14 protein-coding genes are annotated in these 13,640 nt (G+C 48.9%); 7 read left to right on the forward strand and 7 right to left on the reverse strand.

From position 1 onward, the window contains the following. The first annotated feature begins 93 nt into the window (after positions 1–93). Both AC1XUF_RS17090 and AC1XUF_RS17095 read left to right on the forward strand, forming a co-directional pair. Positions 94–885: a LytR/AlgR family response regulator transcription factor gene (locus AC1XUF_RS17090; RefSeq protein WP_483343032.1), complete on the forward strand. Its 792-nt coding sequence runs from the start codon at positions 94–96 to the stop codon at positions 883–885. A 145-nt stretch (positions 886–1,030) separates the two neighbouring features. After that, entirely contained in the window at positions 1,031–1,876 is an 846-nt protein-coding gene (locus tag AC1XUF_RS17095; protein WP_483343033.1) for a c-type cytochrome, read from the forward strand. Positions 1,877–1,999: 123 nt separating this feature from the next. On the opposite strand, the gene AC1XUF_RS17100 is transcribed toward AC1XUF_RS17095, so the two are convergent. Continuing rightward, the gene (locus AC1XUF_RS17100) at positions 2,000–2,140 is read right to left on the reverse strand and encodes a hypothetical protein (protein WP_483343034.1); all 141 of its coding nucleotides are present in this window, start codon (positions 2,138–2,140) and stop codon (positions 2,000–2,002) included. Positions 2,141–2,245: 105 nt separating this feature from the next. Here AC1XUF_RS17100 and AC1XUF_RS17105 point away from each other — a divergent pair, with 105 nt between their 5' ends. Continuing rightward, the gene (locus tag AC1XUF_RS17105) at positions 2,246–2,416 is read left to right on the forward strand and encodes a hypothetical protein (RefSeq protein WP_483343035.1); all 171 of its coding nucleotides are present in this window, start codon (positions 2,246–2,248) and stop codon (positions 2,414–2,416) included. On the opposite strand, the gene AC1XUF_RS17110 is transcribed toward AC1XUF_RS17105, so the two are convergent. Next, positions 2,406–2,657, reverse strand: a complete 252-nt coding sequence (locus tag AC1XUF_RS17110; protein ID WP_483343036.1) for a hypothetical protein — start codon at positions 2,655–2,657, stop codon at positions 2,406–2,408. The genes AC1XUF_RS17105 and AC1XUF_RS17110 overlap by 11 nt on opposite strands. Before the next feature lie 142 nt (positions 2,658–2,799). On the opposite strand from AC1XUF_RS17110, the gene AC1XUF_RS17115 reads away from it, so the two are divergent. Further along, the gene (locus AC1XUF_RS17115; RefSeq protein WP_483343037.1) at positions 2,800–3,087 is read left to right on the forward strand and encodes a hypothetical protein; all 288 of its coding nucleotides are present in this window, start codon (positions 2,800–2,802) and stop codon (positions 3,085–3,087) included. A gap of 8 nt (positions 3,088–3,095) precedes the next feature. On the opposite strand, the gene AC1XUF_RS17120 is transcribed toward AC1XUF_RS17115, so the two are convergent. The 3 genes from AC1XUF_RS17120 to AC1XUF_RS17130 form a co-directional block, all read right to left on the reverse strand. Further along, positions 3,096–5,354: an ATP-binding cassette domain-containing protein gene (locus AC1XUF_RS17120; RefSeq protein WP_483343038.1), complete on the reverse strand. Its 2,259-nt coding sequence runs from the start codon at positions 5,352–5,354 to the stop codon at positions 3,096–3,098. Positions 5,355–5,505: 151 nt separating this feature from the next. Continuing rightward, positions 5,506–6,657, reverse strand: a complete 1,152-nt coding sequence (locus tag AC1XUF_RS17125; RefSeq protein WP_483343039.1) for a DUF4932 domain-containing protein — start codon at positions 6,655–6,657, stop codon at positions 5,506–5,508. A 148-nt stretch (positions 6,658–6,805) separates the two neighbouring features. Further along, positions 6,806–7,894 carry a helix-turn-helix domain-containing protein gene (locus tag AC1XUF_RS17130; protein ID WP_483343040.1) on the reverse strand — a complete coding sequence of 363 codons (1,089 nt, stop codon included), beginning with the start codon at positions 7,892–7,894 and terminating at the stop codon, positions 6,806–6,808. Between the two features lie 258 nt (positions 7,895–8,152). Between AC1XUF_RS17130 and AC1XUF_RS17135 the strand changes: the two genes are divergently transcribed. Beyond that, complete coding sequence (locus AC1XUF_RS17135; protein WP_483343041.1) at positions 8,153–10,534, forward strand: hypothetical protein; 2,382 nt, start codon at positions 8,153–8,155, stop codon at positions 10,532–10,534. A gap of 49 nt (positions 10,535–10,583) precedes the next feature. On the opposite strand, the gene AC1XUF_RS17140 is transcribed toward AC1XUF_RS17135, so the two are convergent. After that, positions 10,584–10,787 (reverse strand): helix-turn-helix domain-containing protein, encoded by a 204-nt coding sequence (locus AC1XUF_RS17140; RefSeq protein ID WP_483343042.1) that lies wholly within the window; start codon positions 10,785–10,787, stop codon positions 10,584–10,586. Between the two features lie 3 nt (positions 10,788–10,790). Continuing rightward, positions 10,791–11,333 carry a DUF2975 domain-containing protein gene (locus AC1XUF_RS17145; protein WP_483343043.1) on the reverse strand — a complete coding sequence of 181 codons (543 nt, stop codon included), beginning with the start codon at positions 11,331–11,333 and terminating at the stop codon, positions 10,791–10,793. Positions 11,334–11,620: 287 nt separating this feature from the next. Here AC1XUF_RS17145 and AC1XUF_RS17150 point away from each other — a divergent pair, with 287 nt between their 5' ends. Together AC1XUF_RS17150 and AC1XUF_RS17155 are read left to right on the forward strand one after the other, a co-directional pair. Beyond that, positions 11,621–13,120 (forward strand): flavin monoamine oxidase family protein, encoded by a 1,500-nt coding sequence (locus AC1XUF_RS17150; RefSeq protein ID WP_483343044.1) that lies wholly within the window; start codon positions 11,621–11,623, stop codon positions 13,118–13,120. An 82-nt stretch (positions 13,121–13,202) separates the two neighbouring features. After that, on the forward strand, positions 13,203–13,535 hold the full coding sequence (locus tag AC1XUF_RS17155) for an antibiotic biosynthesis monooxygenase family protein (protein WP_483343045.1): 333 nt from the start codon (positions 13,203–13,205) through the stop codon (positions 13,533–13,535). Positions 13,536–13,640 lie beyond the last annotated feature (105 nt).

A 13,640-nucleotide genomic window follows, 5' to 3' on the forward strand; every position in this document is an offset into this window, starting at 1 on the left:
TGGTCCGTTTTACGTTTTTGTTGATATATGCCTTGCTAAAACAACTTGTCCCTGCGAATTTTTGCCAAAAGCCCTAAAAAGAGATAACAACCTATGAATGTTTTGATTATTGAGGACGAAGATCTGGCCGTCCGGAAACTGTCCAAATTGTTGAATGAAGTTGAAAACAACGTGCAGGTCGTAGGCCAAATGGCAAGTGTGCAGGCTTCCGTACACTTTCTGAAGACCAACCCGGCACCCGACCTGATCCTGATGGACATAGAACTTGCAGACGGGCAGAGCTTCGAGATTTTCGACCAGGTGGAAGTTGAATCGCCTGTTATTTTTACGACTTCCTACGATGAATACGCCTTGCGTGCTTTTAAGGTCAACAGCATCGATTATCTTCTGAAGCCGATCAAGCGGCTGGAACTGGAGGCCAGCCTTGCCAAATACAACCGGCTAACCAAAACGGCGGAACCAGCAACCAGGGCATTTACCAATCTGGACCGCAGCGCCATTGATTCACTTGTCTCACAGCTTCGCGAACAGATACAACCGGCAGATTACCGGAAAAGATTTTTAGTCAAACATATGCAGCAATGGATGCCGGTAGAGGTAGGGGACATTGCCTACTTTTATTCCGAAGAAGGGGTGAGCCTTTTCAGGTCGCGCGCCAATCAGAAGTTCTCGCTGGACTATACCCTGGACGAACTTGAAAAAATGCTTGACCCGGAGAATTTTTTCCGCGCCAACCGGCAGTTTATCATCAGCGTCCAGTGCGTGCAGCAGATCAACCCTTACTTTAATAACAAAATCAAACTCGCTCTGAACCCGCCACCGGACACGGAAGTGGTGATCAGCCGCGAGAAAGCGACGGATTTCAAAAAATGGCTTGGGAAGTGAACGACTTTCCACGGGTAGTTTTGATCATTTCACAAAGTAATTATTCCGCTTTATAAACCTTCACCATGGCCTGAGAGCGAAGCCGACACATTTTTGCAGCGTTAAATAAAAGATCTATTACGCTATGAAAATGTTTGGAAAAATCATGAAATGGACCGCATGGGCGCTCTCCCTGATTCTGCTTCTCTTTGCGGGCTTTTTTACCAAAGCCTATTTGTCCACGGAAACGAGGCGCAACAAATATTATCCGGTATCGCCGATTGCGGTCCGGGTCAGCACCGATTCTGCGATACTGGCCAAGGGGAAGCGCCTGGTAAAAGTCAAAGGCTGCGACGATTGCCACGCGAGCGACCTGGGAGGCCGGATAATCTTTGAAAAGGAAGGGGTCGGGCGCCTGACGGCCCGCAACCTGACGAGCGGGAAGGGGGGACTGGCCCCAGGCTTTTCTGCCAGCGACTGGGTGCTCGCGATCCGTCACGGCTTGCAGCACGACAAAAAACCGTTGGTATACATGCCTGCCGGCGATTACAACCAGCTCGCAGAAGACGACTTACAGGCGATCATATCCTATCTCGCCCAGGTACCGGCCGTAAACCGGGCATTGCCACCTTCCCAAATTGGCCCGGGCGCGCGCCTGCTCACGGACCTTGGTATGCTGGATCTTTTTGCTGCCGAGCAAATCGATCACAAATTACCGCCGCCGACAAGCCAGAAACCTGAGGTAACCGCCGAATTCGGAAAGTACGTAGCCCTTATCTGCACGCATTGTCACCAGCCCAATATGAAAGGCAAGCCCGGGGACGGCGGTTACCCGGATATTTCGTCTACCGGTCCAAGCAGTAAATGGACAGACCAGGAGTTTTACCAGGCATTACGTACCGGAAAACGTCCGGACGGATCCGAGCTCAAAGCACCTATGCCGTGGCAGGTCACCCAGGCGTTTTCAGACACAGAAATGAAGGCATTGCGCCTGTATCTCCAAAGCATCTGATTAGCCATTCTTGAAGCCCATCCAAATGTTGAGGTTGTTGGTGTTAGTGATATATCTAAGATGGTACGTGATGTGTTTGGGAAATATTCCTCGTTTCCATGTTTTACTAACTATGAAAGTTGATTAAAGTGACAAAGCCGGACGCGGTATTTGTGCGGTACCCACCAAATACCATGCTGCCATGGTGAGGATGTATGGGAAAGCGGAAAGCATGTCTTTGCTGAAAAAACCTTCTGCCTTACCTCCGGAGAATAACCAGACCATTACCATCGATAGAAGTTATTCAGGAGGTGGGGGGGAGCGCGCAGCCTTCCGCTGGTCGCCTGGGAGTCAGAATTTGGCCAGGACCCGAATTCGTCCAAATCGAAAGTGCTCACCGACCAGGAGAGCAATCTTCGTTATGAATACAATGGCTCCGGTCAGGAGTCCTTAGTGCCGGTTACCGGACTTTATACCGACGTAGCTACCACCAGACATTCGGCCAACACCAAAATTCCAGCGTTCAGCGGCGTTGTGCTGGTGAAGATCCTCAATCCGTAGTTATAGAAAGCACCGGCTTCGGCAACTGGTCCAATCCGGCGATATGGTCGGGGAGGTTTGTGCCCGCGGAGGAAGACAATGTCCGGATCAACAAGGACCACGTCATAGACGTGGACCAGGAAGTGATTACGAAGAAGATCGAGGTAGGAGCGCGTGGAGAGCCGCATTTTCCGGATAATTTCAAAGTGCTGAAGACCAACTGAGCCATCGCCGAAAATCCTTTGCCGACGTTCGTATCCATTTCAGCGCGAAGTTTCAGGTTCCACCGGTTGAAATTGATTTGAATAATGCTTATGTTGGTAATTAAAATAAAATGAGCAGTCAATCTGGCGGCTGGGTTTTGTTTGGGTTTGATCCGATCATCTAAAACGCATTCTTGTGCAATGATTCTCCTTGACCTGTTGTCGGTGCTTCTGATAGGGATAAGCAGTTTTGCAATCGGTCACCTCGTAGAGCTATGGAGACCCAGGAAACGCAGGCATGGATCGCGCAGAAGGCGTTCCGAAAAACCAAAGCGTCCCAACCGAGTCCAGATAGAGACAGATCTTGACAAGCTGCTGCTGCTTTACCAGCAAGGCGTTTTGAATGAACATCAGTATTACGACCGGGCCAATCAGCTCATCGATCAGCTGGCCGACGTGATCAATGCCGAGTCGCCCGTAGTCCAATAAAATGTGCTTTACCGCTGCGAAGGGTTCAGATATTGGCCCGTAATTGAATCATCGGCTTTCAGAAGTTGCAAGGGAGTCCCTTCAAAAACTACTTTCCCGCCTTTGGTACCGCCGTCGGGGCCCATGTCGATGATCCAGTCCGCATTCCTGATCACGTCGAGATGGTGTTCAATGACGATCATCGTATTACCCGCATCGACCAGCCTGTTCATGATAGAAAGCAAGTGGCTGATATCCGACATATGCAAGCCGGTGGTAGGCTCGTCCAATACATAAACGCCGCTTTTCTTATGCAGCTCGCTGGCCAGCTTGATGCGCTGGCATTCCCCGCCGGATAATGTGCTGAGCGGCTGGCCGAGCGTGAGATAGTCCAGGCCAACGTCACGCATCGCCCGCAGTTTGTGCAGGATTTCCTTTTGACCGAAATAATCCAGGGATTGCAGAACCGTCAGTTCCAGAACGTCCGAGATTGATTTTCCGTCGAGCTTGTATGCCAGGACTTCTTCCTTGAAACGCTTTCCTTCACATATTTCGCAAGGTGTCTTAATACCGTCCAAAAAGCCCAGATCCGTATAGATAACCCCCGACCCCTGGCAATTTTCGCACGCGCCCTGTGAATTGAAGCTGAAAAGTGAGGCACTCACGCCATTCTCTTTCGCGAAAACCTTACGCACGTCGTCCATCACGCCGGTATAAGTGGCCGGGTTGGACCGGGTAGAGGTTCCGACAGCCGACTGGTCGATCACGATCGCCTTGGGGTGTTGTTTCAGGAAAACCTGGTTAATAAGCGAGCTTTTGCCTGATCCCGCCACGCCGGTGACTACCGTAAGCACTCCCTTGGGAATATCGACACTTACCTGGCGCAGGTTGTTGATGTTTGCATTGATAATAGAGAGCTTGCCCGACGGCTTTCTGGTCTTTTCCTTGATGGGCAACGTCTGTTTAATATGGCGGCCGGTCAGTGTATCCGCGTTGGCCAGGTCGGCAAAACTTCCTTCAAAAACAATCCGTCCGCCTCTGCTGCCCGCGTGGGGGCCTACATCCACGATATGGTCGGCTACTTTGATCACGTCCGGATCGTGTTCCACGACGATGACCGTATTGCCCTTGTCGCGGAGCTTTCCGAGCAGCTCATTGAGCCGGTGCACGTCCCTTGGATGTAAGCCGACACTCGGTTCGTCGAAGATATACATCACGTCGATCAGGCTGCTGCTGAGGTGCTTAACCATTTTTACCCGCTGCGATTCTCCCCCTGATAAAGTGCTTGTTTCCCGGTCGAGGCTCAGGTATTCAAGGCCGATATCGATCAAATGCTGCAGCCTCTCCGACAATGTATGGAGCATTGAGGCAGCAACAGGGTCGTTGATACCCTTGATCAGGGCAAGCAGTTCAGATACTTCCATGGCCGACATTTCGGCAATATTTCTGCCTTCTATTTTGCAGCTCAACGCAGCCTGGCTCAGGCGCGTCCCTTTGCAGGAAGAGCATGGCCCAAACGCGATATATGGGGCGACGGCTTTCTGCGTTCGCTCGGACAATGTTTTAAGATCTCGCTTGATATAGGCCCTCTCGAACTTCTCAATAATGCCCAGGTAAGTCGCGTTCATGGAACCGCCGCCGACCTGTAATTTAAATTTGAGGTTCTTGCCGTAAAGCAAAAGGTCCATTTCTTCCTTCGTAAATTCCGAGAGCTTTTTATCATTATCAAAGAAGCCCGAGCTCGCGTAACTGGTTTTCTCCCAGGTAGCAAATACCGGGACCTGGACGGCGCCTTCGTTGAGCGACTTGTCCATATCCAGAAAAGAATCCGCCACAACGCCCATTTTCCTGCCCAATCCATTGCATTCGGGGCACATTCCCTGCGGGTCGTTGAAAGAAAAGGCGTTAGAACTTCCGATGTGGGGCTCGCCGATCCTTGAAAACAGCAGGCGCAACACAGGTGAAATGTCGGTAATCGTACCCATCGTGGAATGGGAATTTCCTCCCAGCCTCCGCTGGTCCACCACAATGGCCAAACTCAGGTTTTCGATCGCATCGGCATGGGGCTGGCTGTATTTCGGTAGGAAATTCCGGACGAACATGCTGAAATTCTCATTAAGCTGCCGTTGCGCCTCGGTCGCAATGGTATCGAAAACGATGGATGATTTTCCGGATCCGGACACGCCGGTGAAGATGGTTATCTTCCGTTTCGGGATCCTTAGGAACACATTTTTTAAATTATTCTCCTGCGCTCCGCGGATTTCTATGTATTCCTGAAACATAGTCATTGCTATAAGTCTTGCGGTTTTAAGAAGTGTATCTTTTAGGCCTTAATTAAGGAAAGCGAGCCTAAACTTCCTGAATTTTTTGATAAAAAAACAACAGAAAGCATTTTCTAAGATAGGATATTCCAAAACCTGCGTTGTGCTGCGACCCTGGTTAACGTCCCTGATGCTCCTGTATCAGTTGCCTCATGGCTTTTTCGACGGCCTGGTAATAGGGTTCGTTGCGTTTGGTGTTGTACGTTTCGAGTTCCCGAAGCAAAACCGGCAGATAAATAAACTTCCGTTCATTCAAATAGTGTTCTTTCAGGCGTTGCGCATCGGAAAAATGACCCAGGTTTTGCGCAATGATAATTTCTCCTGCCCTTACAAAATGTTCATACACACAAGCTTTCCAAGCCGTATAACCCTGGTCAGCCATAGCTTCTTTGATAGGGGCAAAAAGCGGCTCAGTCTCATTGAGAAGTGTTTTCGGAAGCTGGTCCACGGCTGTGTTGGCAAAAGAATGTCCAAATTCATGCGTGCTCAATTCAAGGAGATGCTTTTTGTTATTAAAACCCATATCCAGCCGCGACACCTCGTGGAATGAAGGTAAGCCAAAGGATCCGAACACATGGTACGCCAGAGTTTGATGATTGGAGGAATATTTAATGCCAAAACCCATACCGGGTGGGATCGTCAGGCTTGGAACCAAAATATAATTGTCCAGATGCCCCTGATAAAAGCTTTCCATTGCCGGAATAAACAAGCTATCCGGCAGGCCGTCCTTCACCTGGCTGGACGCGTTTTCATATTTTTCGCGGTTTTTGCTGAGATAGGAATCGAAATCCACTTCTGTATAAAGCTGGTTCATGGCTTCGATAAAAACAGATGCATTTGTCCTGGCTTCTTCGGGCTTTCTTGTGGGAGAAAACCGCAAATAGTAGGACGGGTTGATTTGATCCGTCAGGCGGGCTTTTGGAAAATCGTCCAGCTGGACCAGTAAGGCGATAAAATAATCCAGCCAGATATCCTGGGCGAACCCCACAGCGACGGCCAGCTGCTTGCTGTTTTCGTAAGCTTTGTATTGCTGATACAAATCCAGGCCATAGGCGTACCGGGCCCTGGTTTTAGCGGAATAATCCGGCGTTTGGGACTGGGCACCCTCGTACCCCAGGAAATATACAAAACCCAGAAGTTCCACATTTTTATTGATCCGGATCTCAAAACCGCGGTCCGTCGGACTAATAGGGCGACTGCTACCTTGCTGGCAAAAAGCAGAAAATGGTCCGAAAAGGAACATGAAAAGGAAAAACGGCTTGTTAATCATGGCTTGTCAAACTTTTAGGTTGAAAGCCAAAACAAGTGAATGCCGCATGGCCTTGCGCTTTGGAACGTCTTTTCGGACGTCCGGAATCACGATTCGGGACGTCAATAACAGAATTCTCTGACGGCGTTGTGATTTTAGATCCAGGATTTTATTTCTGGACCAGCAGAAACTGGGATGGCGATTTTCCGGTGTGCTGTTTGAACACCTGGTTAAATGTGGATTTGGAATTAAATCCGGCCTCCATGGCCAGGGCGAGCACCGTTTTGTGCTGTTCTTTCGGATCGCCCAGCTTTCGGATCACTTCCTCTACCCGAAAGCTGTTAACAAAAGCATTAAAGTTCGAAGCAGAATGGGTATTGATCAGATAAGAAACGTACCTGGCAGGCAGGCGTAACCTTGCGGCCACTTCTTCCAGAGTCAGCTTGGACTGGGTATATAAGGCGTCCTGCCGGAAAACTGCATGTAATCGCTGCAATTCGGCTAAGTCATCGTACTGTGCAAAATCCGGTTTTTCAGAGACTTTCGCTTTCGGCAACGCGGGCAATGTAAAGAAGGCGGGATCCAGATAAGCAATGTAGCCCAGTCCGAAGAGGCAGAACGTCAGCATAGCCTCTATCACGCCAAAAACCGGCCAATCCAAGACGACGCCCGCAGCCCATAGCAATGTCAGGACAAAAAGGAAGGTAAATAACCCATAGGATCGAAGGTATTGCCAGGGTTTGACAGGGTAGTTTTGGTCCTTCCAGGTAGAATGGAAATCAAACAGCTGCCGGGCATAAACTCCGAGAGCCACGAACATACCGATGATCGGCAGTATTTCGGTAACGAAAAACCACACCGGGTTATCCAGTAACGAAGACAGATGGATATCGAAATGGCGACGATAATACTGCCAGTAAGACCTTATCAGTACTTCAATCAGAACCGGAAGATAAACAAGCCAGTAACGGTTTTTAAAAGTATAGCCCGGCATGGTGGTGAGCCGGGCAAAAAACCAGAGCGAAATTGGCAGCACCAGATAACTCTGAAAGTTCCAGAATGGAATCGCATCGGGGCTCTGATGATAGTGCACCTGCATACCCCAGGCATTCAGCAATTCCTGAGCAAACACACAGAGTATCAACCCCAAAAACAGACTGGCGCGTTGGCCGTTTAATCCTCTGGCAATCAATGCCAGGCTGAGGATCAGACCCTGCCCGGAGGCTAGCATAAACGCAATGGCTTTCCAGTTTTCCATTCACTTTGTTCGAAGAGCGGTTCTTTGATTTGGTTAAGTAGGCTTTCCTAGGTAAACAGATCAGCTAGTTAAGGATCACATTGGGATAAATTACTCTTTCGACGGGTCTATTTGGTGCTTGCAAAACGGCATATTGACAAACTGCGGATGGTATCTGGCTAAAATCCCTGAACAATTCAGCATTTTTGTTACCGCCCGGCGCATTCTTCCGACTAACGATTTGAATCAGGATTACTTTAAACTCTAAATGTGCCGCCCATGGGAACGCGATTGGCAACACCTTCCATTTCTTCTCCAATTTCAATTCTAACCAATACTCTTTTAATAAAAGGGGTATTTGAGGGCGCTGAAGTCTTGGTGGCTTCCGCCACTTATCTCGATAAAGTTGCACAGGGTATTTGCAGTAATTCGTCTGGGGAACTTTACCTGTCCTTGTCGCGCGAGTTGCAACCGGACGATGCGTTATATGCTGTGCAGCTAAAGGATGGCATGGAAAGTGAGCCTTTTCCGGCTGTTCTTGCGCAAAGAGTGCAACCTGTACCTCTGTTATCGGACTTGGCGCCAATTGGCTTTATGAGCCATGTTTACGACTGTGGCCGATATATTTGGGTGATTGGTGGCATTCCGGGAGCAAAACTAAGGATTCTCAATGGTGAGGGTAACCCCATTGGATCTGGCGGGTTTGACCACGGCGGCGCAATCATTTCACTAAGTGAGCCCGCCAGCGCGAATTTTCGAGTTTATGCAATTCAGACAATACCGGAAGGCGATGGTATAGCTGCCTACGTAGTGGTCGATGAACATCCCAAAATTTTACCACCTCCTGTTTTACAGCAACCGATCAATAGCTGCATGGATGCAATAGATGCAAGGGAGATTTACGACGGTTCGGTACTGGTGATGTCAATTCAAAATGGAACAACGACAAAAACAATAGACTGGGGCCTGGACTTTCATGCGGTAAGGCTGGCTAGTGGTGAATTTCCGTTGACGGAAGGTTCAGAAATTCAGGTATTCCAGTATTTTCCCGATTGCAATTCCGGCGAAATCATCAAGTCGGATCCGATCGTTGTCAGCGCCCTTGACAAGATTCCAAAACCGCTGTTTTTGGCACCATTAAGCGCAAATCACAGCGTTGTGAGAGTGGTAAACCTGATGGCCGGTGCGGAAGTGGTCATGACGACCTCGCAGGGCGAGTATATGGGAAAAGCTTCGGTCAATTCGTCCAGCATTGATTTTTATGTGGAAAACCTTGAACCCGGTTCTGAGATTGCAGCATTTCAAAGGACGCCCTGTGGACAGAGTGAAGAAACGGTGATCGCTGTTGAACCTGCTATCGACAATTCGAGAAATGAAATTAGACTTTATGAGCCGATTTACGCCGGAGCAAGAGGCGTACAGGTTGAAAAAGCCAATAGAGGCTCCATGATTGAAATTTGGAAGCGCGACAAAAATGGCCAGGAATTTCCAATCAGTCAGCGTAACCTCTATATATCGGGCAGTCCGATTATGCCGATTACTCCGTTTTTGTCAATAGGAGACATGGTTTGGTTCAATGAGTATTCGGGCCACGGTTTGATGACGAAATCCAATGAAGTTGAAGTACTGAAACTGGAAAAGGAAACTAAGGGACTGTATCCGGAACTTCAGGTCATGATCAGCAGAACGTTTGAGATCACAGCATATGGGTTGCCAGGAGCATATATCGAAGTGCTCAAAAAGGACGGAACAGCCCGTGAGGTTATTGGGTCCGGAATCGTTGCGGCGGATAAGACCATGCATTTGTCATTGCGAAAACCACTTGTTTTGGGAGAAGTTTATATAGCCCGGCAATATATTGGGAACATTGTCAATTCTTCACTGGATCAAAGTGTCCTGCGGCCCAATCCGTCTAAGCCCCGGGAGATCGAACCACGCTCCGGGCAGGGAGGTGTTGCAGTTAATTCCAATCTTATTTGGTCAGATTCTTCATGGCATACCGAGGCAAGGGCGACAAAGTTCAGAGTTTTTCTTTCAACCTTTCCATACGGTGGGCAGACAAGTGTGCAAATCCTGGAACAAGAGGTTCAGGCTGACGAGAGCATCTTAAATAATACCTTTGATTTGCCAACGCTGAGCTATTTGACCCGTTATTACGTTTCCGTCATGCCAATCAACGAAACGGGTACAGGCGAGCCCCTCCGCATTCTCTTCACGACTGCCGGAGAACCAACGCGGCCACGGACAACTCCCAACATTGACTCATTCGATGTAAATTCGATGACGCTTAAAGGCAGCCGGTTTACCCCAAACAGCGGCATCAGAATTACAATTCAGGCGACCGGGTCTATACCATTCGTTGCCAATGATATGGATGAATTGTACCAGCATTCTTTGCCGGACAATCGAAACAACGCTGAAATTAACGATATGCCTTTAACGACTGTCGCCGATCATGCGGGCAGGTTTAGTTTGGTGATCGATCTGAAAAAGGAGCTCGGCAGGAAGTATCATATGGAGTACGGACAGTACATGGAGGGGGTTTTACAGGGTGAAGATATCACATTTAATGCCCTAGATGAGATGTCGGCAACTTACGCCTATCCACCGTATACGTGGAATGCCACGCAAAATATCGGCGTAGCGTACGGTCAGATCTGACCTGTCCTTGGCTACAAATGAATAGCAAACAATTTGTAGCCAGCATTAGTCATTCTATATACTCCAGTATATCCGCCGGCTGGCAATCCAGGGTTTTGCAGATGGCTTCCAGGGTACTGAACCGGATCGCTTTTGCCTTGCCGGTTTTCAGGATGGAAAGATTGGCGAGGGTTAAACCCACCTTGTCCGAAAGCTCATTCAAAGACATTTTACGCTTGGCCATCATGACGTCCAGATTTACGATGATAGGCATAGTTTATACAGTTAGTTCGTTTTCGGATTGGATTTCCACGCCGCGCTTGAAGACCTGTGCGATGATGAAGACCAGTCCCGCCATAAAAAGCGATTCGTCGTTTGCCAGTTCACCGGGCAAGATCCCTGTTCTTTCTGACAGCCAATCGCTGTGCAGGCTACTTAATAAAGCCAGGGACCAGGTGCACAACAGGACGTAGCTTATCTTTTCAATTAGCATTGCCACCTCTACTTGAAAGGGGTTCGCCAGATTCACACCGGACAGGGTCTTGATGAGCAGAGACAATGCGAGTGCTTTCATAGACAATAAGGCAACCATCAGCAACACGTACAAGGTGTAATGTACGAAACTGAACTGTTTGAGCAGGTGCAGATTCAGTCCCTTATAAAGGTCCTTTGCAGCCTCAGGGTTAACACAGCTTACGCCGTACGAAATCAGTATGGCACCTGCTTTGGTGGTGAACCCAATGAACGCCACCCATGTCAGGACGCGCATAACGGTCAGAATTTGCCCGGTCCTCGAATTTGTTTTGATTTCTGTTTCCATCGCATGAAATATTTGAGGTAGTTAATCGATCAAATATAGATAATTATTTATTGTAATTCGATAAATAAAGTATCTTTTTCAATAAATTGAAAATTGGCGTGTCAACGACCTCGCGAGCCTGGACGTTAAAACTGGCGCCGCCCGGACAGCGGACGGGATTTCTGACATTGGAATCTGCCATTTTACCGTTTAATAAATTTTTAAACGGGATCACCATAGCCGTTTACTTTCAAAATCTACATTTTTTATATTTGGTTACTACTCAACCAGCGTAATACCCAACCTTCATGCCGCGTATACCCCGAATTGTCAGTCTGTTAAAAAGAACCCCCTTATTTGCTAGTCCAAACCCATTATCTCGCCGTGCATTTGTTCGCCAGGGTTCCCAACTTCTGATTGCGGGGACTTCATTTTCTTTCCTGACGCGCTGTAAGTCGACAGAGCCACGTATAGTCATTATCGGCGCTGGCCTTGCTGGCCTCACGGCCGCTTATCATCTCGAAAAGGCGGGTTTAAAAACGGAAATTTACGAATCGCTGGACAGGGTAGGAGGCAGGGTGATGTCCGCCACGAATCTGGTGGCAGATGGCATTACGACCGAACTTGGGGGGGAGTTCATTGATTCAACTCATGCGGATATCCTGGCCTTCTGCAAGGAATTTGGGTTGCCCTTGCTGGACATGAAAGCACCTTCCGAAAAGAAGTTGGTCGGTATCGACTATTTTTTCGGGGGGCGCAGGATCACGGAGGCTGAAATTATTGCCGAATTTCAGCATTATGCAGGCCGTATGAAGCTTGATAGCGATGCTCTCCCAGCCTCGCTAGATCCCCGGAACCCCAAAGTAGCTGAACTGGACCATTTGTCGATTGATGCTTATTTACATCGCATCGGCATGACCGGCTGGCTGTTCGACGTGTTGAGTACTTCCTTTACCAGTGAACTAGGCATCGCCGCAGGCGATCAATCGAGCCTGAACCTGCTTGGCGTGGTCAACACAGACACTTCGAAAGGTTTTGAAATATATGGTGAAAGTGACGAACGGTTTAAAATTGCCGGCGGCAATGAGCGTCTGCCGACCGCGCTTCGCAAATCCCTGAAAAGCCAGATCTACACCGGCCATCATTTGAACAGGATCCGATCCAATGGACCCGGGTATAAACTCATGTTCAGGGACGGGCAAGAAGTAAAAGCAGACCTGATCGTTATGACCTTGCCTTTTTCCGTGCTTCGGGATGTATCATTGGACATTGAAATGCCCGAGCGGAAACGGCGGTGTATCAATGAACTGGCCTATGGAATGCAATCCAAGTTATTCATAGGAGTCAACGAACGGGTGTGGCGCGCACCCGGCTATTCGGGTTATGTGCTGAGTGATCAGGTTCACAACGGATGGGACAGCAGTCAGATGCAGCACGAAAACACCGGCCCTGGCGGGTACAGCCTGTTTCTGGGCGCTGATAAAGGTAAGAACCTGGCAGTGTCGCAATACGATTCCTACCTGTCTGAGTGCGACAAGATATACCCAGGCATGAAGCAAGCGGCCAATGGTAGGAAAAATATCTATAACTGGAATCAAAACCCCATGACAAGGGGCGCTTACGCATGTTACAAAGTAGGTCAGCTGGCTGGTATTGGTCACGCCGAGAAAGAAACGGTGGGCAATATGTTTTTTGCAGGCGAGCATTGCAGTGATGAATTTCAGGGCTTTATGAATGGTGCCGCGGAAACCGGCCGGAAAGCTGCGGAAGGCATATTGAAAAAATTAGGGGCCAGACAGCTCCGGTAAGCGAACCAGAAAAGGAAACAAAGAAGATATACGCAACGTCAATTACTTAATCATCCATCGTAAACCTCAACCCTCATCTGACATGGAAAGTATCATTGCCCAAACCCCGGAGCCCCCGTATTATGTGGTTGTCTTCACCATCGTATTGTCGCCGAACCTGGACGGATACGTGAGTATGGGCAACCAGATGGTCCAACTAGCTTACCAGCAGCCCGGTTTCCTGGGCATGGAGTGGGGCGGCGGTGAGATGGAACTCACCATCTCCTATTGGGACAGTTTGGAAGCGATAGATCAATGGCGTAAAAACACGCAACATTTGCAGGCCAAGGAACTCGGGCAGCAGCAATGGTTCCAGGAATACAAAGTCCGTATTGCCAGAGTCGAAAAGGACTACGGAAATCCCGTCGCTGGCTAGTCAGGCCAGCACATCTTCTTCTTGAAAATTCATCCGAGGCGTTACTTCTGCGGCTTGGAAGGTATTCACACATGCACTTCTAAAAAACTCCGCCCTGGCATGGCC

This window comes from Dyadobacter sp. HNCC25DJ185 (assembly GCF_056895195.1).